The sequence below is a fragment of the Maribacter caenipelagi genome (assembly GCF_004364175.1).
Taxonomy (GTDB): domain Bacteria; phylum Bacteroidota; class Bacteroidia; order Flavobacteriales; family Flavobacteriaceae; genus Maribacter; species Maribacter caenipelagi.
This window is the reverse complement of sequence record NZ_SNZW01000001.1, coordinates 20,884-43,842: the sequence shown is the minus strand read 5'-3', so window position 1 is coordinate 43,842 and position 22,959 is coordinate 20,884. Positions and strand designations below refer to the sequence as shown.

Here is a 22,959-nt window from a genome sequence, read left to right as displayed (position 1 = left end):
AACTACCTTTACAAAAATTTTGAATTAATGGATTTCACTAACCCTCTGGTGTATGGCGCACCAGCTTTTATTGCCTTTATTTTATTAGAATTGACCTACAGCAAAACTCACGGAGATGATGATCTTTATGATTGGAAAGACTTTGCAGCTAGTAGTGTTATGGGAATTGGATCTGCCATTATAGGTCCTTTGCTTAAAGTAATTTTATTGGTAGTTCTCTTTGAGTACGCCTACGAGCTTTTTAACCCATTGGTTGATGGTGTAAGAACTAATATTATGGGGTATAAGTCGTTCGGCTATGCTTGGTATGTTTGGTTATTGTGTCAATTAGCAGATGATTTTACTTACTACTGGTTTCATAGAGCAAACCATGAAATTCGTATTCTATGGGCGGCACATATAGTGCATCACTCTTCAGATAATTTTAATCTTGGGACTGCTATTCGTAATGGTTGGTTCACTTTATTGTACAAGCCTTTTTTTTATGTTTGGATGCCTATTATTGGTTTTCCGGTAGAAATGGTTGTGGTTTGTTTGGCTATTGAGTCTTTTTGGCAGTTTCAACTGCACTCACAATATGTTCCAAAAATGGGATTCATTGAGAAAATATTCAACACGCATACGATGCACCAGGTACATCACGCTCAAAATGTGGAGTATTTAGATAAGAATCACGGTGGATTTCTAAATTTCTTTGACAAGATTTTTGGTACATGGAAAGAGTATGATGAAAATATCGATGTAAAATTTGGTGTAATTCATGCTCCTAATTCTAATAACCCAATAGTTATTCTTACTCATGAGTTTAAAGATATTTGGGCAGATACAAAGAAATCAAAAAAACTAAGTCATAAGTTAATGTACATATTTGGCCCTCCGGGATGGAGTCATGATGGTAGTACTATGACCGTAAAACAGCAACAGCGATTGTTTGAGAAACAAAAACAAGCTAACCCTGGTATTTCCTTTGATAGACCTAATTAAAGTTCTAAAAGGGCTTAAAGAGATTTAAATATCACTTTAGGTCAACTATTAGCGAAAAAAAAGCTTCAATTAGGTATTTGCCTAATTGAAGCTTTTTTTTTGAAGTTGTAGTAATTATTAATCTTCTATTTCAGTTACAGGTTTTTTGTTTTTTTTCATTCGTAGATCAAAGAACTCTACCATTAAAGAAAATGCAATAGAAAAGTATAGGTAGCCTTTCGGTATGGTGCCGACTTCGTTGCCAAATACGATTAAATGACATAAATGTGCTGATTCTGCAATTAGCATAAAGCCTATAAGTATTAAGAAAGACAGACCTAGAATTTGTATTGAAGGGTGTCGATTAACAAACTCGCCTACAGGATTTGCGAAAAGCATCATGATAATAACAGAGATAACTACTGCGACTATCATCAAAACCAAAGCATCGTTTGGGTTAGGTGAAATTCCATTGGTCATTCCTATAGCGGTCAGTATTGAGTCAAATGAGAAGACAATGTTGATTACCGTTATTTGAAGTATAGCATTGGTTAGGGAAGTTGATCTTGCTTTTTTTACTTCGCGTTCATCATGACCTTTGTCTTCAACTTTTTCATGAATTTCTTTGGTGCTTTTGTAAAGTAAGAACAAGCCACCAAGAAAAAGAATAATACCTTGTCCGCTTATGCCGCCAGTGATCCAGTCGCTGTCAAATACCCAAAACGGTTTCTTCATTGAAGTTAACAGTGAAATACCGAATAACAGCACTATGCGCATAACCATTGCAAGTACTAAGCCCAAACTAGTGGCTTTCTTTCTTTGACCTGATTCAAGTTTGCCGGCAGCAATAGAAATGAAGATAATGTTGTCAATACCTAAAACTATTTCTAAAAAAGTTAGGGTTAATAAGGCAATCCAGGCATCTGGATTTGTGAAAATTTCGAACATGGTTATTTAGTTAGTTTTTATTGCTGTTCCAGTTTTTATGATCAGTTTTTTATTCGGATCTTTTACGGCGCTTTTGTATTGAAAAGTGTATGATGAGTCTGTAGTGCTAATAATTTTATAATGAATTGCTGTTTTGCTATGAATGTCTTGTAATACAAATTCGCAATCATTAAACCAGCGTACAGTAGCACTATCTATTTTATTCTCGTAATAGTCAATACTGTAGTCTTTGTTTCTTGTAAATTTTCCTTCTTTTATGGTGTCACCAACTTCATAGATGAACTTAAATGACCCCGTTTTGTATTTTTCGCAATCACGTTCAGGTTCGTAACATGAGCAAAGTATAAAGCCCAGAGCAGCTGTCATAATCATATTTTTCTTCATACTGCAAAATAAAGAAAATAGGAGTCAAGTGGTTATAAAAATGCGAGAATAGTTTGTGGTTAAAAATAGAATTTAATGCTCAGTGTACGTTTTAAAAGTACCATCGGTATAAAACATAACTATTCGTTCTAATTTTTTTTCATCCTTCTTTTTTGCAACTTTATCTATAGCATCTTCTCTGTCTTTAGGTTCGGGAGTAGGGTTGGTTTTGGTTCTAGGAAAAGTTCCTTTTCCATATAATAACCATTGTAAATCTACTTCAGCAAAGGCTTCATCTATTTTAATAATAAACTCTAAGCTTGGTTTGTTTCTTCCGTTTAGAAGGTGAGAAATGCTAGATCGTTGCACTTGTATTAAATCTGCAAATGCAGCAGATGATAGTTCATTGTGCGCTAAAAGAGTATTTAACCTTGATAGAAAAGAAGAGGTGTCTAGCATGTTTACAAAGTTAATGTATTCTTTAATATAGAATCTAAAACGGTTTATGTTATAATGGTTAAAATGGAAAAAACATAAAGTCTATCTTTATATTATATATTATAACTTACTGAATAATAATGTATTAAATTGAATTTATGATAAAAAGTTAAAATTGTAAATTGTACCGAGGGCATTTAGGAAATATAGGGTTGTAATATGTTTACAATTGTAAACATAGGCTGTAGTATTTTTGCATAGTATTAATGCATCAGTAGAATGAAAGATTTGGATTATAATAAAATAATGGTACCTACTATTTCTGGAAGGTATATTAACTATGATCATGTAAATGACTTTTTGAAAACGCTACCGGTTTCTTTTAAAATTGAAGTAGTTGGCGAATCTGTTAGAAAAGAACCCATAAAAAGTATTACGTTAGGTAGCGGTCCAAATAAGATTTTAATGTGGTCTCAAATGCACGGCAACGAATCGACAACTACAAAAGCGGTCGTTGATTTATTGAATTACTTAAAACAAGATATTGTCGAAGTATTAGAAATTTCGAAATCATGTACTTTAAAAATTATTCCAATACTAAGTCCTGATGGAGCTCGCGATTATACTAGAATCAATGCTAATGAAATTGACCTTAATAGAGATGCACAAGACCTGTCTCAACCAGAGAGCCGAGTTCTAAAAGAAGTTTATGAAGAATTTAAACCTAACTATTGTTTTAATCTACATGACCAACGAACAATATTTAATGTAGGCGATACTAATAAGGCTGCTACGGTTTCTTTTTTGGCGCCTGCTTTTGATGAAGATCGGAACATTTCGCCATCTCGAAAATTAAGTATGCAACTTATTGCGGCAATGAACGATAAATTGCAAAAAGAAATACCAGGGCAAGTAGGCAGATATGATGATGGTTTTAATGCGAATTGTGTTGGCGATGCTTTTCAAATGAGAAAAACACCGACAATACTATTTGAAGCAGGTCACTATGCAGGTGATTACCATAGGGATAAAACAAGGGAGTTTATTTACAAGGCTATTTTAAAAGGTATTATGGTGATATCAAAGAATCTTGTCTCAAATTATACAATTGAGCAATATTTGTCTATTCCTGAGAATGGGAAACAATTTGTAGATATCTTAATTGTAAATGATGATTATATCAAAAATAAGATTACTAAAAGCCAACTTGTAGCAATACAGTATAAAGAGCTATTAGATGAGGACAAGGTAACATTTAAACCAGAATTATATCATTTTGAAAAGCAACCCGCAGAGATTTTCGGACATAAGACATTGAACTGCAATGATGAAAATGATATGTTATGGCTTAAAGAAAATGATTTATTGCATCTGCTTTAGTGATATTTATTGTCTTATTTCTTTGAAAATGTAAAATTGTTTACGTTTTTATTAAAAAAAATCAAGTTTCAATGAGTTTAATGTGATTATTTTTTATTTTTGGCAAAAATTTTACAACTATGGGCAAAGTCAAATTAGACGAAATAGACCACCAAATTCTAGATATGTTGATTGACAACACTAGAACTCCTTTTACTGATATTGCAAAAAAACTTCTTATATCTGCCGGTACGGTACACGTAAGAGTTAAGAAAATGGAAGAAGCGGGAATCATAAAAGGTTCTTCACTTACTTTAGATTATGTGAAACTTGGCTATGCATTTATAGCATATGTTGGTATTTTTCTTGAAAAAACACACCAAACTAAATTTGTACTTGAACGCTTAAATCAAATACCAAACGTTACCATCGCACATATAACTACAGGTAAATTCAATATTTTCTGTAAAATTAGAGCAAAAGATACTACGCATGCCAAAAACATTATCTTTAAAATAGATGATATTGATGGTATTAGTAGAACTGAAACGATGATTTCATTAGAAGAAAGTTTTAATGATAAAAAACGTTTGATGCATACTATTTTTAATGAGTTATAAAAAGTAGGTTATTCAACTAACTTAAGTTAAGCCCGGTTATTTTATATGATTGGGCTTTTTTTGTTTTTATTTTCTAAATTTTCAGAATGACAGTTAAAGATTTAAAAGGAGAAGAATTACAATTTTTTTATGGTACTTATTTGAAAACTCTTGATGAACAAGAAGATTTAAAGGTTGCGCTTTTAAAAGGTAGAAAAAGTTTTGAAGATTTAGTTCAGGGCTTAACCGATGAACAATTTCTCTATAGTTACGGAGAAGGTAAATGGACCGTAGCTGAAGTTTTGGTTCACTTAATCGATACTGAACGTGTATTTCAATATCGTGCTTTTAGAATATCTAGAAATGATAAAACAGCATTACCGGGTTTTGATCATAATACCTTCGTTACAGAAAGTAATGCCAACCAGCGTACAAAGGAAGATATATTGAAAGAATATCTTCATGTTCGTGATTCTTCAATTAGTTTGTTCGATACGATGTTAAATGAACATCTAAAAAGAATGGGTACCGCTAGTGATATACCCTGGTCTGTAGCTGCATTAGGTTTGGTGATAAGTGGTCATCAAAAACATCATGAAAATATTTTACAAGAACGCTACTTTAATTAATCTAGCTCTTCTTCAGATTCCATTTCGAAGTTTAGGTAAAGTGCTTTCGTCATTTCTTCAGATTGCATAACCTCTTCTGCTGTTTTGTTTTCTAGCTCCTTTTCTATGTTCTCTTCAAAATTTGCGATGAAATTAGAAAGGCTTTTACTTATCTTAACTAGGTATAAGGTGTCTGTTGTTTTTAGTTCAACTGCTTCAACATAATCTCCTTTAATATTTTTAAAACTGATGATGTCTTCATCACCATATCCATAAGGATAGGTTTCTATTAAAAGTGCTGCTAATTGGTGGTCTAGTTTCCGGTAATCAATAAGGCGTTTGGTCATAACTTATTTATTTATAGAAGGTTGTATTTATCTATAACTAAACTAGTAATAATACTAAGTTTTCAATTTTTAGAGTTGTGAAAGTATCATTTTAAGTATGTGAACTTTTTAAACTTTGTAGTAAGCGAACGCTTCAGGGAATAATTCTATGGGGATTTCAATATCATATTTCGGGTTGCCAATAGATTTTAACAACACAAAATTCACTTTACCATGAGAGTTTTTCTTATCGTACTTCATTAATTTAAGAATATTTTCGATATCCTCATCTGAAAATTCTACCTTATTATACCTGTTTAAAAAGGTAGATTTAATATCCGCTAAAAATTCATCTGATAATTCTAACAGCTTATTAGATAGGTAAGCTTCTAGAATCATGCCGATGGCAATAGCCTCTCCGTGTAATAGCATTTCTTTTGAATCGCTCTCTAAAAAATAAGATTCGATTGCATGACCAAGTGTGTGTCCGTAATTTAGAATCTTACGAATGTTCTGCTCTGTTGGGTCTTGAAGAACCACCTTGTTCTTAATTTGGATAGATGTAAGAATGTGCTTTTTCATATCCTCTAAACCCTTAGCTTTTTTCAATGCTTCCCAATAGGTGGTGTCTTGAATAAGACCATGTTTTAGCATTTCTGCAAAGCCGCTTATAACCTGTCTATTTTCTAGTGTATCAAGAAAATCAGGAACTACAAGTACCATTACTGGCTGATTAATTACACCAATTTGATTTTTTAATGAACCTAGGTCTATGCCGGTTTTACCGCCAACAGAGGCGTCTACCATAGATAATAGGGTAGTTGGTACATTTATAAAGTCTATGCCCCGTTTAAAGGTTGAAGCAATGAATCCTCCCATATCCGTAAGCACTCCACCACCTAAATTTATCATGACGCTTTTTCTGTCGGCACCTAATTCAGATAATGCTTCCCAAACACCAACACAGGTTTCGATGTTTTTATTTATTTCTCCAGATTCAATTTCAATAATTTCAAATTGATAGTCACCGTTAATTTCTGCCATAAAATTTGGCAAGCAAAGCTCATGGGTATTTTCATCCACTAAAATAAAAATAGTAGAATATTTTTTTTCTGAAAGGTGATTGTTCAATGCTTGAAAAGCATTTTCGTTAAAATGTACTGCGTAAGAATCTGAAATTATAGAATCCATCGAAAATATGGCTTAGTATTAATGACTATTTAACCGCAAAATAAAGGTTATTTTTAGTCTTAGGATTATAAATTCTGTGATTATATTTGATCGTTATAGAAATTATAAAAAATGAACCAAATATTTGAAAATACTGCAACGGCATTTGCCTTAAAATCAGATTCAGAATTAGAAAGAGCTTATTTTCTTTTTAAGATGATTTCAAATGAACCTTTGGTAAAAATGGGTTCATTTATCACCAATTTTGCGTTTAAGGCCCATTTACCTGTAGAGGGTTTGATTAGGGCAACTGTTTTTGATCATTTCTGTGGTGGCGTAAATGAACGTGATTGTATACCCGTGGTTGACCGAATGTGGGAAAAGGGAGTCTGTTCGGTTTTAGATTATTCTGTAGAAGGTAAAGATGAAGAGGATCCTTTTGATTCTGCTACCGAAATGATTTTAACCATTTTAGATTTTGTCAAGGAGAAAGAGGCTATACCTTTTGCTGTTTTTAAACCAACAGGTTTTGGTCGTTTTGCTTTGTATCAAAAGATCAGTGAGAAAATAGAACTCACCAAAGATGAAGAAGCAGAATGGCAACGTGTTGTCAAAAGGTTTGATAAAGTTTGTAAAAAAGCCCATGACCTTGAAGTCTCATTACTGATTGATGGTGAAGAAAGCTGGATGCAAGATGCAGCAGATAACCTTGTTGAAGAGATGATGCGTAAATACAATAAAAAGAAAAGGATTGTATTTAATACATTACAAACGTATAGATGGGATCGGTTACCATATCTAAAATCGTTACATGAACGTGCAACGAGAGATGGATTTTTAGTTGGTATGAAAGTAGTTCGCGGTGCTTATATGGAAAAGGAAAATGAACGCGCAAAAGAAAATGGGTATACTTCGCCAATTTGTAAAACAAAAGCGGAGACCGATGATAACTTTAATGCAACTATTGAATATATGATAGATAATCTAGATTCGTTATCTATTTTCTCTGGCACACATAATGAAGATAGTTGTTACCGTTTAATGGAATTGATGGAGCAAAAAGGTATTGCAAAAAATAACACCCATATCTGGTTCGGTCAGCTATATGGTATGAGTGATCATATCTCTTATAACTTGGCTGCCAATGGATATAATGTAGCCAAATATTTACCATTCGGACCCGTGCGTGATGTTATGCCTTACTTAATTAGAAGAGCCGATGAGAATACTTCGGTTGCAGGGCAAACTAGTAGAGAATTGTCTTTATTAAAGAAAGAAAGAAAACGTAGAAAAATATAAACAAGCTTATTGTCGTTCTACTTTTTCAATTGAAGCTTTTTCTCTACAATTTCGTACGGTAAATATATAATCTTGTTCCTTGTATTCAGATTCTACTATGTAGGTTTTACAGGGAACGGATTTTGTGTCACTTTTACTAAAATCAACATCTCCTTCGGTTAAAATGTAAGTGATGCCTATAGAATCTAATTCAAACTCTTTAAGTTTTTGCTTTGCTTCATCGCTATAGTACATAGATTTTGAGCGAATATCTTTCAATGTTCTACAGTCTGGTAGGTAGCAAAAATATACTCCGGTTTCTTGAGATTTCTTTTTCATAAAAAAAGTAAGAAACACAATGCCAATCGATAAGCCAACCAAGAAAAAACCTAACCTTTTAATAAAATCCATGTTCATACTTCCATACTTTTAAGAGCGCAAAATTATGTCTTTTAAAATGGATAGGAAAAGGAAAGTCTTTAGTATTCTAAAAAATAAGGAAATTTATATCACTGTATTGTAAATCGAACCATTCTCCAACAGACTTATTGGTCAAAATGCCATGGTACATATAAAGTCCGTTACGTAAACCTTTGTCAAACCGAAGTGAGTTTTCTAAGCCGCCATCTTCTCCAATTTTCAGTAAATAAGGAGTGAAAATGTTACTTATACTAACCGATGCTGTTTTTGGATATCTAGACGGAATATTTGGTACGCCATAGTGAATAACATCAAATTTCTTTCTAGTGGGCTTATTGTGGTCGGTTATTTCACTAGTTTCAAAACATCCGCCAGTATCAATACTGACATCAATAATAACTGCACCTTTTTTCATGTGCTCGACCATTGAGCTAGTTACCACAACGGGAGATCGATCTTTACCTCTAGTTGCTCCGATAGCTACATCGCAACGTTTTAATGCTTTTAATAGGTTTTTAGGTTGAATGGTAGATGTATAGACCGTTTGTTTTAAGTTGGTCTGTATATTTCTAAGTTTGGTAATAGAATTGTCAAAAACCTTGACATTTGCTCCGATACCTATAGCAGATCGTGCTGCAAACTCACCGACAGTTCCTGCGCCGATAATTACCACTTCTACAGGTGGTACACCACTGATGTTTCCAAACATTAGTCCATTACCATTGTTGTTGGCAGCCATTAATTCTGCGGCAATTAATACCGATGAAATTCCTGCAATTTCACTTAATGAACGTACTGCAGGGTATTTACCCTCTTCATCTCTAATGTATTCAAATGCAATAGCGGTAATTCGCTTTCGTGCTAGTTCTTCAAAATATTCTTTGTATTGCGTTTTGATTTGAAGGGCAGATATGATTGTTGTCTGCGGATTAATGTATTCTATTTCTGTTAGGGTAGGAGGCTCTACTTTAAGAATTAACGGACAAGCGAAAACTTTCTTAGTATCCCGAGTAATTTCTCCGCCAGCAGTAACATAATCAGCATCGGAATAATGCGCGCCTTCACCAGCGCCAGATTCTATTAAAACACGATGACCATTTGCTGTAATAGCATTTACAGCATCTGGAGTAAGGCATATTCTTTTTTCTTGATATTGGTTCTCTTTAGGAATACCAATGTGCAATTCTCCTTTTTGACGCAAAACCTCTAGGGTTTCCTCTTGTGGAATTAATTGGTGCTTACTAAAAGGGGAAGTGGGTTGGTCCATATCTTAATAATGAGTTGTTCAAATCAATGATTTGAAACTCAAATGTACAATTTTTAAAGAAATGAATATTTTGATATATACTTTAAAATATAGATACTTAGGTTTTAATATGTAACAAGCTTTGAATACGTTCTTGAACATTCTTAAATATATTTTCTAAGTTTCCTGTAGATAGTTTAGAATTGATATCTTCTGAAATGGTTGGAATTTCAATGTGTTCAACGTGTTGTTCGACTTCGCTTTTATCATCTGTATCAAGATTAACTTTATTATCAAACCCTTTGTTTTTAAGTTCTTCTAATTCAGCCTCAATTGCCTCCAAATCAATTCCATTAACGTGTTTGTCATATAATTTAATCCGGATAAAATATACTGATGGAATTGTTATCATGCATATAGGAATTAGCCACCAAATATTGTCAGTATCAATCATGTTGTCTGAGTCATAGAAAACTTCAAACATTTGAAAGGCATACATTGCAATTGGGATAATGATAATATGATACCACCAATCACGAGAGGTAAGAAACCAAAAAATCATTAAATAAAGAGGAACAATTTTAGAAGTTAAATACCATAAGTAGGTAGAAGTGTCTGGAAAACCATTGTTTCCTAAGGTTAGTCCAAAAAATACTCCATCTCCATCTAGGTCATATGGTATATAGTCATATATTTTATATAAAAAAGGAGATATAGCTATGAAAAAGACCAAAAGGGATTCTAAAAAAATCTTCTTTTTAGCTTTTTTTCTTTTTACTCTATTAATCATTTGCATATAAGTATTACTATATGCTAACGAAGTAAATTGCTAAATATTATAAACAATAAGAGAGCATTAAAATGCTCTCTTATTTTTAACATTTACATAAAATTATATTTTTTTAGTCAATTTTCTTTTATCAACATTAAGGTCTTGATTATCAATATCGATAATCGGAGCAGTCATTGCTAAAAGAAATACACCTAAGGCGATTGAAGCTAGTAGAGTTTTTTTGTTTTTCATTTTCAAGGGATTTTTGGTTATACTAAATATTTAGTTCTCTTACAAACGTAAGAAAAAATATACAACTAAAACTCCTTTAATCGTTAAAATTATGTGTTTTAACTGATTTATTGTTCGTTTTGTCGAATTATTGGTTTTTCATCGAAAAAATGCAATAAATATTCAGTTAGAACGATGCTTATTTCACAAATTCGAAATCAGTTTATATTATTACCTAATCTTTGCTCCTTATTCTGAGATGATTAGCCTTCTTGTAACTTCATCCAAAATTTCAATTGTTATGTTCTGAATATCATTAGGTATTAAACTTGGAATTTTCTCTGGCCATTCCATAAAAATCCAATTACCTGAGGACAAGTAATCATCAAGTCCCATATCCATTGCTTCTTCTTCATCATCCAAACGATAAAAATCAAAATGATAGCCCAAGAGCTCGCCCGATTCCAAAGCGTATTCATTCACTAAACCAAATGTAGGGCTACTTACATTATCGCTACTTCCCAATTCTTTTACAATGGCTTTTATTAAAGTAGTTTTACCAGCACCCATAGGGGCATAAAATGCAAGCGACTTACTATGTGAGTGTTCAATTATCTGCTTGGCAATATTTTTTAATTCACTTTGTTTATAAATGAATTCCATATTTCTAAATCTATTTAGGTTCCAAAACTACAAAAGGTATAATCATTTCTTCCAGCGAAACGCCACCATGTTGGTAGGTGTTTCTATAGTAACTAACATAGTGATTGTAGTTATTAGGGTAGGCAAAAAACAAATCGTTCTTTGCAAAGATATAGGAGCTGCTCATGTTTATACTTGGTAAGTAAATAGATTTTGGGTCTTTTGCGGCAAGGACATCATTCTTTTCGTAGGTAAGGCTTCTCCCTGTTTTATAACGTAGGTTTAGACTGGTGTCTCTGTCGCCTACCACTTTAGAAGGGGATTTTACATTTATAGTTCCATGGTCCGTTGTAATAATCAGTTTCATTCCTAAAGTTTGGGCTTGCTGTATGATTTCTAACATCGGCGAATTCTTAAACCAACTGGTAGTCAATGACCTGTAAGATTTATCATTTGACGCCAACTCTTTAATTACTTCCATTTCTGTTTTTGAATGAGAAAGCATATCAACAAAATTGTATACAATTACGGTTAGGTCGTTGTCTTTTTGACCTTTAAAATTCTGACTTAAATGTTTTCCTTGTTTTAGACTACTAATCTTGTGGTATTCCCATTTTAAATCTAAGCCCAGTCTTTTTAACTGCGCACCTAAAAACTTGTCTTCAAATAAATTTTTACCACCTTCATCGGTATCATTCTTCCACCATTCTGGATATTTCTTTTCCATGTCAAGCGGAGTCAGCCCTGAGAATATAGCATTACGCGCATATTGGGTAGCTGTTGGTAATATGCTATAATATGAGTCTTCCTTTTTCTTTTTATAAAATGAGTTGACCGTATCTTCAAAAGCGTACCACTGATCGTAACGCAAGTTATCTACTACTATCAACAAGGTCTTCTGGTCCTTAATTTCAGGTACAATCCATTCTTTAAATAGGGTATGAGACATTACAGGCGCATCGGTATCTGTAAACCAATCTTCATAATTTCTATCTACAAACTTTCCGAATTGTTGATTTGCTTCCGTCTTTTGAGATTCTAGAATTTCGAACATCCCGCTATCTTCAATTTCTTCTAATTGCAATTCCCAATAAATCAATTTTTTATATAAATCTGCCCATTCTTGGTAGGTGCTTACCATGGATAGATCCATCGCTATCTTTCTAAATTCTTGTTGATAGTTACTGGTAGTCTTCTCAGAAACCAATCTTGAGTGGTCTAAATTCTTTTTTAGCGAAAGAAGAATCTGATTTGGATTCACTGGTTTTATAAGATAATCGGCAATTTTAGAACCGATAGCATCTTCCATTATAGATTCTTCCTCACTTTTTGTAATCATTACAACGGGTAAAGAATTGTCTATTATTTTAATTTCTGAAAGTGTTTCTAAGCCAGATATACCTGGCATATTCTCATCTAAAAAGACAATATCTACTCTGGTCTCGGCTAATTCTTCTAATGCTTCTTGTCCGCTTCGGCAAGTGATAACACTGTAGTTTTTTGATTCTAAAAAGATGATATGGGGCTTGAGCAAATCGATTTCATCATCTACCCACAATATTTTTATTTTGTTCATTGAATTATTATTTGACGATAATCAAATTCTATACTAATGCTTTTGTATAACTTTGAAATGTTAATTTCAGAAAAGACGACGTTATCTTGAAGACATCAAATAAATTGAAAATCTTTAATGATCCAATTTACGGATTTATTAGAATTCCCAATGCGCTCATTTTTGACCTCATTGCCGATCCTTACTTTCAAAGGCTTCGTAGAATCTCTCAAATGGGATTGTCCTATTTAGTTTATCCTGGGGCACACCATACTCGATTTCATCATGCATTAGGCTGTATGTATTTAATGCAAAAATCTATTCAAGTGCTTCGTTTTAAGGGTGTTGAAATAACTGAAATCGAGGAAGAAGGACTTTTGTGCGCTATTCTTTTGCATGATATTGGACACGGACCTTTTTCTCACGCTATGGAACATAGTATTGTAGAAGGGGTAAGTCATGAATTTATTTCGCTTCAATTTATGCGAGATTTGAATGAGCGATTTAACGGAAGTTTAACGGAAGCCATATCTATATTCACTGGCAATCATTCTAAAAAATTCTTAAATCAGCTGGTATCTAGTCAATTAGACATGGATCGCCTAGATTATTTAAAAAGAGATAGTTTCTATACCGGGGTTGCCGAAGGTAATACGAATGCCGAGCGACTTATAACCATGCTTAATGTAGTTGATGGTAATTTGGTTGTTGAAGAAAAGGGAATCTATTCTGTTGAGAAATTTTTAATGGCACGACGTTTTATGTATTGGCAAGTTTACCTACATAAAACAGCTGTAGTTGCCGAACGTTTGCTCATTAGTATTTTAAAGAGGGCTCGTTTCTTAATTGAAAAAGGTGATACTTTAAATACTAGTAAGGCATTAGATTATTTTCTCACGCATCATATCGATATAAATAATTTTGATAATGAAACGTTGGCAAAGTTTGCAAAACTTGATGATGTAGATATTCTTGCCGCGTTAAAAGAATGGCAATATTCAGATGATTTTGTATTAGCCTCTTTATGTGAAATGATCATCAACCGAAAACTACTTCATATTAAGGTAAAGAAAGAGCCAATTACTGAAAGCAAGTTTTTAATGCACTTAAATAAGGTGAAAACTCAGTATAATCTTACAGATGAAGATGCATCCTATTTTGTATTTAAAGGTGAACTTAAAAATAAAGCATACGATAGGCAACATCAGACTATCAACATTTTAAGGAAAAACGGAAAGATTACCGATGTTGCTAAATTATCTGACCACCTTAATTTAAATGCGCTTTCAAAAACGGTAACCAAATATTATATGTGCTATCCTAAAGAACGGGTTTAACAATTTTTCTTACTTTTACGCTCATGAAATTTACAGCAGGTCAGATTGCAGGTATCTTAGAAGGAGAAGTGCATGGAAATCCAGAAATAGCCGTACATAAACTTGCTAAAATCGAGGAAGGCGAAGAAGGTTCCCTTACTTTTTTAGCTAATCCGAAATATACTTCATTCATTTACAAGACAAAGGCATCGGTAACGATAGTCAATAAGAGTTTTGTTCCAGAACAAGATTTACAGACCACTTTAATAAAGGTCGAAGATGCTTATAAGTCATTTTCTAAATTACTAGAATATTATAACCAGGTCAAAAACAATAAGGTAGGCATTGAAGAGCCTATTTTTAAGTCGGATACCGCAACCTTTGGTACTGATGTTTACATTGGTGCTTTTGCTTATTTAGGTAATAACGTTACCCTAGGAGATAATGTGAAAGTTTACCCTAATGTCTACATTGGCGATAATGTAAAAATTGGTAACAACGTAATACTTTTTGCAGGAGCCAAGGTATATTCAGAAACCGTTATAGGTAATAATTGTGTAGTTAATAGCGGTGCAGTTCTAGGTGCTGACGGATTTGGGTTCGCTCCAAATGAAAATGGTGAGTTTGTGAAAGTACCACAAACCGGTAATGTTATTTTAGAAGATAATGTTGATATAGGTGCTGGTACCACGATAGACAGAGCTACTCTAGGTTCTACGATTTTAAGAAAAGGAGTGAAGCTAGACAATCAAATACAGATTGCGCATAATGTTGAAATTGGCGAGCATACTGTTATTGCTGCACAAACCGGTATTGCAGGTTCTACAAAAATAGGCAAGCATTGTATGATCGGTGGGCAAGTTGGTATTGTTGGTCATATCGTTATTGGTGACCGTGTAAAAATTCAGGCACAATCGGGTATAGGAAGAAATGTGAAGGATAATGAAGTGCTACAAGGTTCACCTGCATTAAATTATGGGGATTACAATAAATCATATGTTCATTTTAAGAATTTACCGAGAATAATAAGTAGAATCGACACCTTAGAAAAGAAAGATTGACGATGAGTACAACAAACAGCAAACAAAGAACAATTAGTAAAGAGGTAAGCCTAACGGGAGTTGGTTTACATACTGGAAGCAATGTTACTATTAAATTTTTACCTGCAGATGAAAATCACGGTTACGCATTTAAAAGGGTAGATTTAGAAGGGGAGCCGATAATTCCAGCTGATGCTAACCTAGTTATAAACACACAAAGAGGTACCAATTTAGAAAAGAATGGTGTAAAAATTCAGACTTCAGAGCACGTTTTGGCAGCTTTGGTTGGACTTGAAATAGATAATGTATTAATAGAGCTAGATGCGGCCGAGCCGCCAATTATGGATGGTTCTTCTAAATTCTTTGTAGAAGTTTTAGAGAATGCAGGTATTGTTGAGCAAGAAGCTGAGCGTGAAGAATACATTGTTAAAGATGTCATTTCTTATAAAGATGAAGAAACTGGTAGTGAAATAACCATTATACCATCAGACGAATATCAATTGATGACGATGGTTGATTTTGGTACTAAAGTCTTAGGAACCCAAAACGCTACCTTAGAAAAGCTTTCTGATTTCAAATCTGAAATTTCAAATGCCCGTACTTTTAGTTTTCTTCATGAGTTAGAAATGCTTTTAGAAAACGGACTAATAAAAGGTGGTGATTTAAACAATGCTATCGTTTATGTGGATAAGGAGATTTCTCAAGCCACCATGACGAAATTAGAGAAGGCTTTTAATAAAAAGAAACTTTCTGTAAAAGCAAATGGTATTCTAGATAACTTAACATTACACCAACCTAACGAGGCCGCAAGACATAAATTGTTAGATGTAATTGGTGATTTAGCATTAATTGGCACACGTATACGAGGTAAGGTAATAGCCAATAAACCTGGTCATTATGTAAACAACCAATTTGCAAAGAAACTTTCGCAAATCATCAAATTAGAAAAACGAAATAAAGTTCCGAAGTACGATTTAAGCTTACCTCCTCTAATGGATATCCATAAAATAATGGATATGCTACCTCATAGACCACCTTTCTTATTAATAGACCGTATAATTGAGCTATCAAATAAGCATGTTGTTGGTATGAAAAATGTGACGATGAACGAACCTTTCTTCGTAGGTCACTTTCCAGGCGCTCCAGTAATGCCAGGTGTGCTTCAAGTTGAAGCTATGGCGCAAACAGGTGGTATTTTAGTTTTAAGTACTGTACCGGATCCAGAAAATTATTTGACTTTATTCATGAAAATTGATAAAGTAAAATTTAAAAGGCAAGTATTGCCAGGCGATACATTAATATTTCACTGTAGTTTAATTACACCGATCAGAAGAGGTATTTGCCACATGCAAGCATATGCATACGCAAATGATAAATTGGTAAGTGAAGCTGAATTAATGGCGCAAATAGTAAAAAGAACATAGAATGAATCAACCTTTAGCCTATATACATCCGGGAGCTAAAATTGCTAAGAATGTAGTAGTTGAACCGTTTACAACTATACACAATAATGTTATCATTGGCGATGGTACTTGGATCGGGTCTAACGTGACCATAATGGAAGGTGCTCGCATTGGTAAAAATTGTAATATTTTTCCTGGCGCTGTAATATCAGCATCTCCACAAGATTTAAAATACGACGGTGAAGAGACTACTGTGGTAATTGGCGATAATACGACTATCAGAGAATGTGCCACCATACATAAAGGTACCTCTGATCGTATGAAAACCGTTATCGGTAAAAATTGTCTAATCATGGCATATTGCCATGTTGCACATGATTGCCTAGTAGGTGACAACTGTATTTTTTCAAACAACTCTACATTAGCAGGTCATGTTACTATTGGTGACAATGTAATATTGGCTGGCTTGGTTGCTGTACATCAATTTGTATCGGTTGGTCAACATGCTTTTGTAACCGGAGGTTCTTTAGTGAGAAAAGATGTTCCACCTTATGTTAAAGCAGCAAGAGAGCCTTTATCTTATGTTGGAATCAATTCTGTAGGATTAAGAAGAAGAGGATTTGTATCTGATAAAATTAGAGAAATTCAGAACATATATAGAATTCTTTATCAGAAGAACTATAACAACTCGCAAGCGGTTCAAATTATTGAGGCAGAAATGGAAGCAACTCCTGAACGTGACGAAATATTACAATTTATTCGCGATTCTCAACGTGGAATTATGAAAGGATATTTCAGCAATAACTAAATAACACACTAAACTTAAGTTAACAACATTAATACATATTACGAATGGCATCTACATCAGATATACGAAAAGGACTATGCATCAGATATAACAATGATATCTATAAGATAATTGAATTTTTACACGTAAAACCGGGTAAAGGTCCTGCTTTTGTTCGTACCAAATTAAAAAGTGTTACGTCTGGTAAAGTATTGGACAATACGTTTTCAGCAGGTCATAAAATAGAAGATGTACGTGTAGAAACACGTTCTTACCAATATCTATACCCTGAAGGTGAAACATATCACTTTATGAACACCGATGATTATAATCAAATTACGCTTCAAGAGAGTTCTCTTGACGCACCGGGACTTTTAAAAGAAGGTGAAGTGGTTAAAATTATGTTCAATACGGAAGATAGTATGCCATTATCTGTAGAGATGCCTGCAAGTGTAATTTTAGAGATTACATATACTGAACCTGGTGTAAAAGGTAATACTGCTACAAACGCTACTAAACCTGCAACAGTTGAAACTGGCGCAGAGGTAAATGTACCGTTGTTTATCAATGAAGGTGATAAAGTTAAGATAGATACTTCTACAGGTTCTTATATGGAACGTGTAAAAGAATAGTATATATTCATTAATTAGAATTAAGCGAATTAATTGAAATTTCCAACTACTTTTTCATTAAAACAGATTGCAGATATTATATCTAGCGAATATGTTGGGGTTGATGATTTTCCTGTTTTGGGCATGAACGAAATACATGTCGTGCAAAACGGTGATATTGTTTTTGTGGATCATCCAAAGTACTATGATAAAGCTTTACAGTCTAAAGCTACCGTAATCTTAATCAATAAAAATGTTGAATGTCCAGAAGGGAAGGCGTTATTGATATCAGATGATCCGTTTCGAGATTTTAATAAATTAACTACATTTTTTCAGCCGTTTGTACCGAGTAGTCAGAACATTGCTGTTACTGCAAAAATCGGTAAAGATACTGTTGTTCAGCCTAATACGTTCATAGGTAACAATGTAGAAATAGGTGATAATTGCCTTATTCACTCGAACGTTACTATTTACGATAATTGCATTATCGGTAATAATGTTACCATACATGCAGGTAGTGTTTTAGGTGCAGATGCTTTTTATTATAAAAAACGCCCTGAAGGTTTCGATAAACTAATTTCTGGTGGAAGAGTCGTTTTGAAAGATAATGTTGATATTGGAGCTCTTTGTACGATTGATAGAGGTGTGACAGGTGATACTACAATCGGATTTGGAACCAAATTAGACAATCAAGTTCATGTTGGTCATGATACCGTTATTGGCGAGAAGTGTTTAATTGCTTCGCAAACCGGTATCGCTGGCTGTGTTATTATTGAAGATGAAGTAACGATATGGGGACAAGTAGGAACTAATAGCGGAATTACAATTGGTGCCAAAGCGATAATTATGGGTCAAACCGGAGTTACAAAATCAGTGAAAGGTGGCAAGAGTTATTTCGGTACCCCTATCGAAGAATCACGTGAAAAATTGAAACAATTAGCTTATTTAAAGAAGATTCCAGAAATAATTAAAAAAATGGATAAGAAATAAGGGTGTATATGCTATAAAAGTCATTAACAACTTATATTTTTGTTCTAATCAAAAAATAAAACTACAGTAGTATGAGCGTATTAGTAAATAAGGATTCCAAAATAATCGTACAAGGTTTCACGGGTAGTGAAGGTACTTTCCATGCCGGACAGATGATTGAGTACGGTACTAATATCGTTGGTGGTGTTACTCCCGGTAAAGGAGGGCAAGAGCATTTAGGAAAACCTGTTTTCAACACGGTTTCTGAAGCTGTTGAGAAAGTAGGTGCAGATACTACGATTATATTTGTTCCACCAGCTTTTGCTGCAGATGCTATTATGGAAGCTGCAGAGGCAGGTATTAAAGTTATTATTACAATTACAGAAGGTATTCCTGTTGCCGATATGGTGAAGGTTGCCAACTATATTAAAAATAGAGATTGTCGTTTAATCGGTCCTAACTGCCCTGGTGTTATTACTCCAGGTGAGGCAAAAGTTGGTATTATGCCAGGTTTCGTTTTTAAAGAAGGTAATGTTGGTATCGTATCTAAATCAGGTACATTGACTTATGAGGCTGCTGATCAAGTAGTACGTCAAGGTTTAGGTATTACAACTGCAATCGGTATTGGTGGTGATCCAATTATTGGTACAACTACTAAAGAAGCTGTAGAGCTTTTGATCAATGACCCAGAAACAAAGTGTGTGGTTATGATCGGTGAAATTGGAGGTCAATTAGAAGCAGATGCTGCACAGTGGTACAAAGCTAGTGGTAGTAAAAAACCAGTTGTTGGTTTTATTGCTGGTGAAACAGCACCTGCTGGTAGAACAATGGGTCATGCTGGCGCAATTGTTGGTGGTAGCGATGATACTGCTCAGGCTAAAAAACGCATCATGAGAGAATGTGGAATTCACGTTGTAGATTCTCCTGCTGAAATAGGCTTGAAAGTAAAAGAAGTAATGGGTTAAGAACTCATATTTTTCATATAAAATCCCGTTTATAGCGGGATTTTTTTTAGCCTATAAATTAAACAAAAGGTATATTTGGTAAACTTCGGTTTTAAATAACGGACTTATGAAATTATTAGAAGATAAAAACGTCATCATTACAGGAGCAAGTAGAGGAATTGGTATGGGTATTGCCAAAGTTTTTGCCGATCACGGTGCAAACGTTGCATTTACATATAGCTCTAGTGAAGCTCCAGCTTTAGAATTGGAGAAAGAATTAAAGTCAAAGGGAGTTAATGCCAAGGCTTATAAAAGTAATGCGGCTAGTTTTCAAGAAGCAGAAGAATTGGTAGCTAAGGTTTTAGAAGATTTTGGTGGTAGAATTGATGTATTGATTAATAACGCGGGTATTACAAAAGATAATCTGTTAATGCGTATGTCAGAAGCGGATTTCGATGCCGTTATCGATATCAATTTAAAATCTGTTTTCAATATGACGAAAGCAGTACAACGAACTTTATTAAAGCAACGTAATGGCTCTATTATCAACATGAGTAGTGTTGTAGGGGTAAAAGGTAACGCTGGTCAAACAAATTATGCCGCTTCTAAAGCGGGTATGATCGGTTTCACGAAATCTGTAGCCCTTGAATTAGGTTCTAGAAATATTAGATGTAATGCTATCGCACCTGGTTTCATTGAAACTGAAATGACCGATAAGTTAGACGAGAAAACTGTTCAAGGTTGGAGAGACGGTATTCCTCTAAAACGTGGTGGTTCTACTGAAGATATAGCAAACGCTTGTCTTTTCTTTGCATCAGATTTGTCTGGTTATGTTACTGGGCAGGTATTGAATGTTGATGGTGGTATGTTGACCTAAATCAAAATAATTCGGGAGGAAGGCTATTATTTGATTCCTTTTTAAGAACATCTTTAGTTTATACATGGAAAGCATAACGGTATTGTATATTATTCTTGCTGCGATAGTAGCATTGGGTATCGTTGTTTTTCAATACATATATAAGCAGAAGGCTAAAAGCAAGATTCATTGGCTTTTAGCCTTTTTGCGTTTTACAGGTATTTTCGGGTTATTACTTTTGCTTATCAATCCGCAGTTCTCACAAAAATCATACACCCTAGAGAAACCTAATTTGGTCATATTGGCTGATAATTCTACATCTATTGCCGAGAATGGAACGCAACTAAGTGAAATAATATCTGAAATTAAGTCATCAGATAATATTTCAGATAGATTTAAAATTGCCGATTATAGTTTTGGGGCTGAATTACAGATTTTTGACAGTCTTTCTTTTTTAGAAAAAAATACAAACATCTATAAATCGCTGTCTTCATTGAAAGATGTGTATGCGCGCGAACAGACGGTTACCATTCTGTTATCTGATGGAAATCAGACAATTGGGCAAGATTATAGCTATTTTAAATCCAATCAAAATAATAGTGTCTACACGGTAGTTTTAGGTGACACTACTAAGTATAAGGATATTTCGGTTGGGTCTATTCAAACCAATAAATACGCTTTTCTAAAGAATAAATTTCCGTTAGAAACCTATGTTTCATACCAAGGTAACACTGCCGTATCGGCTACTGTATCTATTAAAATGAATTCTAAAGTTGTTCATAAGGAGAACGTGAAACTAAATTCTCAGAACAATTATAAACCCATTTCTATTGAGGTGGAGGCAAATGCGGTAGGAATAAAAAATTTGGTTGTTGAAGTTTCACAATTGCCAGAAGAAAGAAATATTAAAAACAATAAAAGAACTACAAGTATTGAAGTAATCGATGAGAAAACTAAGATTGCTTTAATAGCAGATATTTTACATCCAGATTTGGGTGCTCTTAAAAAGGCTATTGAAAGTAATGAGCAACGAGAAGTATCTATTTTAAAATCTAATGCAGCAAATAGTATTTTAGAGGAAAATGATTTGTTTATTTTTTATCAGCCTACGGCTAGATTCAAGAATTCTTTTGAATATGCCAAAAGTAAAAACGTAAATACAATTATAATAACTGGCACACAAACAGATTATTCATTTTTGAATAACGCCAATTTGGCTTTTGAAATAGAGAATGGATATCCTGAGCAAGAGGTATTTGGGTTGCTGAACAACGGATTTACAAAATATGATATTACAGATTTTGACCTTACCGATTTTCCTCCATTAGTAAGTGATGCCGGTCCTATATTAATAACAGCTCAATATGAAACTTTACTCGGTACTCAGATAAAAGGTTTAGATGTGCAGCAACCACTAATGGCGGTTATAGAACGTAATGCCAGTAAGCATGCACTCTTACTAGGGGAGAACCTTTGGAAATGGAGAGTGCAGACGTTTAGAAATACAAATGAATTTATCAATTTCGATGAGTTCATTGGCAATCTAATTCGCTATCTAACTAGCTCAAAGAACAAATCTAGACTAAACGTTGATTATGAAAAGGTGTACGAGGGTAGTAGTAATACCGTTATAACGGTTACGTATTTTGATGAAGCATTTTTATTTGACCCAAACGCAAAGGTGAAAATTAAAGTAACGAATAAGGAAACTAAAAAGGTCCAAACGTACCCAATGATCTTGAAAAATGGGTACTTCGAAGCTGATTTATCTAACTTAATAGCTGGGTCTTATGAATTTGTGGCTTCTGTTGATAATGAGTCAAAAGTTGAAACTGGAAAATTTGTAATTTCTGAATTTGATATGGAGAATCAGTTTGTATCAAGCGATAATGTAAAGTTAGAAAAGTTGGCCGTCAACTCTAGAGGAAAAATGTTTTACCCCTCTCAAATTGAAGAACTACTAACAGATTTAAAAGAAAATGATGCTTACGTGCCTACCGAGAAAAGCACTGAAAATATCGTATCTTTGATTGATTTCAGAATGCTTTTGGCAATTATAGTTTTTGCCTTTGGAGCAGAATGGTTTATCAGAAAATATAACGGATTAATTTAAAT

25 protein-coding genes are annotated in these 22,959 nt (G+C 33.8%); 14 read left to right on the top strand and 11 right to left on the bottom strand.

Annotated features, from left to right (window positions below; translation table 11 throughout):
* Positions 1-27 precede the first annotated feature (27 nt).
* Entirely contained in the window at positions 28-984 is a 957-nt protein-coding gene (locus DFQ03_RS00235; protein WP_133671035.1) for a sterol desaturase family protein, read from the top strand.
* Positions 985-1,101: 117 nt separating this feature from the next.
* On the opposite strand, the gene DFQ03_RS00230 is transcribed toward DFQ03_RS00235, so the two are convergent.
* From DFQ03_RS00230 to DFQ03_RS00220, 3 genes are all read right to left on the bottom strand, one after another.
* Positions 1,102-1,911, bottom strand: a complete 810-nt coding sequence (locus tag DFQ03_RS00230; RefSeq protein ID WP_133671034.1) for a TerC family protein — start codon at positions 1,909-1,911, stop codon at positions 1,102-1,104.
* 6 nt (positions 1,912-1,917) lie between these two features.
* The gene (locus DFQ03_RS00225; RefSeq protein WP_243834378.1) at positions 1,918-2,295 is read right to left on the bottom strand and encodes a hypothetical protein; all 378 of its coding nucleotides are present in this window, start codon (positions 2,293-2,295) and stop codon (positions 1,918-1,920) included.
* A gap of 72 nt (positions 2,296-2,367) precedes the next feature.
* The gene (locus DFQ03_RS00220; protein WP_133671033.1) at positions 2,368-2,733 is read right to left on the bottom strand and encodes a helix-turn-helix domain-containing protein; all 366 of its coding nucleotides are present in this window, start codon (positions 2,731-2,733) and stop codon (positions 2,368-2,370) included.
* A gap of 258 nt (positions 2,734-2,991) precedes the next feature.
* On the opposite strand from DFQ03_RS00220, the gene DFQ03_RS00215 reads away from it, so the two are divergent.
* The 3 genes from DFQ03_RS00215 (at position 2,992) to DFQ03_RS00205 (ending at position 5,299) form a co-directional block, all read left to right on the top strand.
* Complete coding sequence (locus DFQ03_RS00215; protein ID WP_133671032.1) at positions 2,992-4,092, top strand: M14 family metallopeptidase; 1,101 nt, start codon at positions 2,992-2,994, stop codon at positions 4,090-4,092.
* A 119-nt stretch (positions 4,093-4,211) separates the two neighbouring features.
* A complete protein-coding gene (locus tag DFQ03_RS00210) occupies positions 4,212-4,691 on the top strand; it encodes an Lrp/AsnC family transcriptional regulator (RefSeq protein WP_027066901.1) in 480 nt (159 codons plus the stop codon).
* 86 nt (positions 4,692-4,777) lie between these two features.
* Positions 4,778-5,299 (top strand): DinB family protein, encoded by a 522-nt coding sequence (locus DFQ03_RS00205; protein ID WP_133671031.1) that lies wholly within the window; start codon positions 4,778-4,780, stop codon positions 5,297-5,299.
* Here the strand turns inward: DFQ03_RS00205 and DFQ03_RS00200 are convergent.
* Together DFQ03_RS00200 and aroB are read right to left on the bottom strand one after the other, a co-directional pair.
* Positions 5,296-5,625 carry a hypothetical protein gene (locus DFQ03_RS00200; protein WP_133671030.1) on the bottom strand — a complete coding sequence of 110 codons (330 nt, stop codon included), beginning with the start codon at positions 5,623-5,625 and terminating at the stop codon, positions 5,296-5,298. The two genes, DFQ03_RS00205 and DFQ03_RS00200, sit on opposite strands and share 4 nt — an antisense overlap.
* 108 nt (positions 5,626-5,733) lie before the next feature.
* The gene (gene aroB, locus DFQ03_RS00195) at positions 5,734-6,795 is read right to left on the bottom strand and encodes a 3-dehydroquinate synthase (protein WP_133671029.1); all 1,062 of its coding nucleotides are present in this window, start codon (positions 6,793-6,795) and stop codon (positions 5,734-5,736) included.
* Positions 6,796-6,906: 111 nt separating this feature from the next.
* On the opposite strand from aroB, the gene DFQ03_RS00190 reads away from it, so the two are divergent.
* Positions 6,907-8,073: a proline dehydrogenase family protein gene (locus tag DFQ03_RS00190; RefSeq protein WP_133671028.1), complete on the top strand. Its 1,167-nt coding sequence runs from the start codon at positions 6,907-6,909 to the stop codon at positions 8,071-8,073.
* A gap of 6 nt (positions 8,074-8,079) precedes the next feature.
* On the opposite strand, the gene DFQ03_RS00185 is transcribed toward DFQ03_RS00190, so the two are convergent.
* The 6 genes from DFQ03_RS00185 to porX form a co-directional block, all read right to left on the bottom strand.
* On the bottom strand, positions 8,080-8,391 hold the full coding sequence (locus tag DFQ03_RS00185) for a DUF4258 domain-containing protein (RefSeq protein ID WP_317128146.1): 312 nt from the start codon (positions 8,389-8,391) through the stop codon (positions 8,080-8,082).
* A gap of 148 nt (positions 8,392-8,539) precedes the next feature.
* On the bottom strand, positions 8,540-9,739 hold the full coding sequence (locus DFQ03_RS00180) for an alanine dehydrogenase (protein WP_133671027.1): 1,200 nt from the start codon (positions 9,737-9,739) through the stop codon (positions 8,540-8,542).
* Between the two features lie 97 nt (positions 9,740-9,836).
* The gene (locus DFQ03_RS00175) at positions 9,837-10,508 is read right to left on the bottom strand and encodes a hypothetical protein (protein WP_133671026.1); all 672 of its coding nucleotides are present in this window, start codon (positions 10,506-10,508) and stop codon (positions 9,837-9,839) included.
* Between the two features lie 102 nt (positions 10,509-10,610).
* A complete protein-coding gene (locus DFQ03_RS19125; RefSeq protein ID WP_262711545.1) occupies positions 10,611-10,742 on the bottom strand; it encodes a hypothetical protein in 132 nt (43 codons plus the stop codon).
* Between the two features lie 228 nt (positions 10,743-10,970).
* Positions 10,971-11,384, bottom strand: a complete 414-nt coding sequence (gene tsaE / locus DFQ03_RS00170) for a tRNA (adenosine(37)-N6)-threonylcarbamoyltransferase complex ATPase subunit type 1 TsaE (RefSeq protein ID WP_133671025.1) — start codon at positions 11,382-11,384, stop codon at positions 10,971-10,973.
* 10 nt (positions 11,385-11,394) lie between these two features.
* The gene (gene porX, locus DFQ03_RS00165) at positions 11,395-12,939 is read right to left on the bottom strand and encodes a T9SS response regulator signal transducer PorX (RefSeq protein ID WP_133671024.1); all 1,545 of its coding nucleotides are present in this window, start codon (positions 12,937-12,939) and stop codon (positions 11,395-11,397) included.
* Positions 12,940-13,025: 86 nt separating this feature from the next.
* Here porX and DFQ03_RS00160 point away from each other — a divergent pair, with 86 nt between their 5' ends.
* The 9 genes from DFQ03_RS00160 to DFQ03_RS00120 all read left to right on the top strand — a co-directional run bounded on the left by DFQ03_RS00160 (position 13,026) and on the right by DFQ03_RS00120 (position 22,957).
* Entirely contained in the window at positions 13,026-14,255 is a 1,230-nt protein-coding gene (locus DFQ03_RS00160; RefSeq protein WP_133671023.1) for an HD domain-containing protein, read from the top strand.
* A 23-nt stretch (positions 14,256-14,278) separates the two neighbouring features.
* Positions 14,279-15,295 carry a UDP-3-O-(3-hydroxymyristoyl)glucosamine N-acyltransferase gene (gene lpxD / locus DFQ03_RS00155; protein ID WP_133671022.1) on the top strand — a complete coding sequence of 339 codons (1,017 nt, stop codon included), beginning with the start codon at positions 14,279-14,281 and terminating at the stop codon, positions 15,293-15,295.
* A gap of 2 nt (positions 15,296-15,297) precedes the next feature.
* A complete protein-coding gene (locus DFQ03_RS00150; RefSeq protein WP_133671021.1) occupies positions 15,298-16,698 on the top strand; it encodes a bifunctional UDP-3-O-[3-hydroxymyristoyl] N-acetylglucosamine deacetylase/3-hydroxyacyl-ACP dehydratase in 1,401 nt (466 codons plus the stop codon).
* 1 nt (position 16,699) lies between these two features.
* On the top strand, positions 16,700-17,485 hold the full coding sequence (gene lpxA, locus DFQ03_RS00145) for an acyl-ACP--UDP-N-acetylglucosamine O-acyltransferase (RefSeq protein ID WP_133671020.1): 786 nt from the start codon (positions 16,700-16,702) through the stop codon (positions 17,483-17,485).
* A gap of 44 nt (positions 17,486-17,529) precedes the next feature.
* A complete protein-coding gene (efp, locus tag DFQ03_RS00140) occupies positions 17,530-18,096 on the top strand; it encodes an elongation factor P (protein WP_133671019.1) in 567 nt (188 codons plus the stop codon).
* Positions 18,097-18,129: 33 nt separating this feature from the next.
* Positions 18,130-19,065 carry a UDP-3-O-(3-hydroxymyristoyl)glucosamine N-acyltransferase gene (locus DFQ03_RS00135; protein ID WP_133671018.1) on the top strand — a complete coding sequence of 312 codons (936 nt, stop codon included), beginning with the start codon at positions 18,130-18,132 and terminating at the stop codon, positions 19,063-19,065.
* Between the two features lie 71 nt (positions 19,066-19,136).
* Positions 19,137-20,009, top strand: a complete 873-nt coding sequence (gene sucD / locus DFQ03_RS00130) for a succinate--CoA ligase subunit alpha (RefSeq protein WP_133671017.1) — start codon at positions 19,137-19,139, stop codon at positions 20,007-20,009.
* Positions 20,010-20,115: 106 nt separating this feature from the next.
* Positions 20,116-20,865: a 3-oxoacyl-[acyl-carrier-protein] reductase gene (fabG, locus tag DFQ03_RS00125; RefSeq protein WP_133671016.1), complete on the top strand. Its 750-nt coding sequence runs from the start codon at positions 20,116-20,118 to the stop codon at positions 20,863-20,865.
* 64 nt (positions 20,866-20,929) lie between these two features.
* On the top strand, positions 20,930-22,957 hold the full coding sequence (locus DFQ03_RS00120) for a VWA domain-containing protein (protein ID WP_133671015.1): 2,028 nt from the start codon (positions 20,930-20,932) through the stop codon (positions 22,955-22,957).
* The last annotated feature ends 2 nt before the right edge of the window (positions 22,958-22,959 follow it).

What these genes read in the sequence shown, in the direction of transcription:
- DFQ03_RS00235 (WP_133671035.1), top strand. Translation starts at nt 28, where the DNA reads ATGGATTTCACTAACCCTCTGGTGTATGGCGCACCAGCTTTTATTGCC.
- DFQ03_RS00230 (WP_133671034.1), bottom strand. Translation starts at nt 1,911, where the DNA reads ATGTTCGAAATTTTCACAAATCCAGATGCCTGGATTGCCTTATTAACC.
- DFQ03_RS00225 (WP_243834378.1), bottom strand. Translation starts at nt 2,295, where the DNA reads ATGAAGAAAAATATGATTATGACAGCTGCTCTGGGCTTTATACTTTGC.
- DFQ03_RS00220 (WP_133671033.1), bottom strand. Translation starts at nt 2,733, where the DNA reads ATGCTAGACACCTCTTCTTTTCTATCAAGGTTAAATACTCTTTTAGCG.
- DFQ03_RS00215 (WP_133671032.1), top strand. Translation starts at nt 2,992, where the DNA reads ATGAAAGATTTGGATTATAATAAAATAATGGTACCTACTATTTCTGGA.
- DFQ03_RS00210 (WP_027066901.1), top strand. Translation starts at nt 4,212, where the DNA reads ATGGGCAAAGTCAAATTAGACGAAATAGACCACCAAATTCTAGATATG.
- DFQ03_RS00205 (WP_133671031.1), top strand. Translation starts at nt 4,778, where the DNA reads ATGACAGTTAAAGATTTAAAAGGAGAAGAATTACAATTTTTTTATGGT.
- DFQ03_RS00200 (WP_133671030.1), bottom strand. Translation starts at nt 5,625, where the DNA reads ATGACCAAACGCCTTATTGATTACCGGAAACTAGACCACCAATTAGCA.
- aroB (WP_133671029.1), bottom strand. Translation starts at nt 6,795, where the DNA reads ATGGATTCTATAATTTCAGATTCTTACGCAGTACATTTTAACGAAAAT.
- DFQ03_RS00190 (WP_133671028.1), top strand. Translation starts at nt 6,907, where the DNA reads ATGAACCAAATATTTGAAAATACTGCAACGGCATTTGCCTTAAAATCA.
- DFQ03_RS00185 (WP_317128146.1), bottom strand. Translation starts at nt 8,391, where the DNA reads ATGAAAAAGAAATCTCAAGAAACCGGAGTATATTTTTGCTACCTACCA.
- DFQ03_RS00180 (WP_133671027.1), bottom strand. Translation starts at nt 9,739, where the DNA reads ATGGACCAACCCACTTCCCCTTTTAGTAAGCACCAATTAATTCCACAA.
- DFQ03_RS00175 (WP_133671026.1), bottom strand. Translation starts at nt 10,508, where the DNA reads ATGATTAATAGAGTAAAAAGAAAAAAAGCTAAAAAGAAGATTTTTTTA.
- DFQ03_RS19125 (WP_262711545.1), bottom strand. Translation starts at nt 10,742, where the DNA reads ATGAAAAACAAAAAAACTCTACTAGCTTCAATCGCCTTAGGTGTATTT.
- tsaE (WP_133671025.1), bottom strand. Translation starts at nt 11,384, where the DNA reads ATGGAATTCATTTATAAACAAAGTGAATTAAAAAATATTGCCAAGCAG.
- porX (WP_133671024.1), bottom strand. Translation starts at nt 12,939, where the DNA reads ATGAACAAAATAAAAATATTGTGGGTAGATGATGAAATCGATTTGCTC.
- lpxD (WP_133671022.1), top strand. Translation starts at nt 14,279, where the DNA reads ATGAAATTTACAGCAGGTCAGATTGCAGGTATCTTAGAAGGAGAAGTG.
- DFQ03_RS00150 (WP_133671021.1), top strand. Translation starts at nt 15,298, where the DNA reads ATGAGTACAACAAACAGCAAACAAAGAACAATTAGTAAAGAGGTAAGC.
- lpxA (WP_133671020.1), top strand. Translation starts at nt 16,700, where the DNA reads ATGAATCAACCTTTAGCCTATATACATCCGGGAGCTAAAATTGCTAAG.
- efp (WP_133671019.1), top strand. Translation starts at nt 17,530, where the DNA reads ATGGCATCTACATCAGATATACGAAAAGGACTATGCATCAGATATAAC.
- sucD (WP_133671017.1), top strand. Translation starts at nt 19,137, where the DNA reads ATGAGCGTATTAGTAAATAAGGATTCCAAAATAATCGTACAAGGTTTC.
- fabG (WP_133671016.1), top strand. Translation starts at nt 20,116, where the DNA reads ATGAAATTATTAGAAGATAAAAACGTCATCATTACAGGAGCAAGTAGA.
- DFQ03_RS00120 (WP_133671015.1), top strand. Translation starts at nt 20,930, where the DNA reads ATGGAAAGCATAACGGTATTGTATATTATTCTTGCTGCGATAGTAGCA.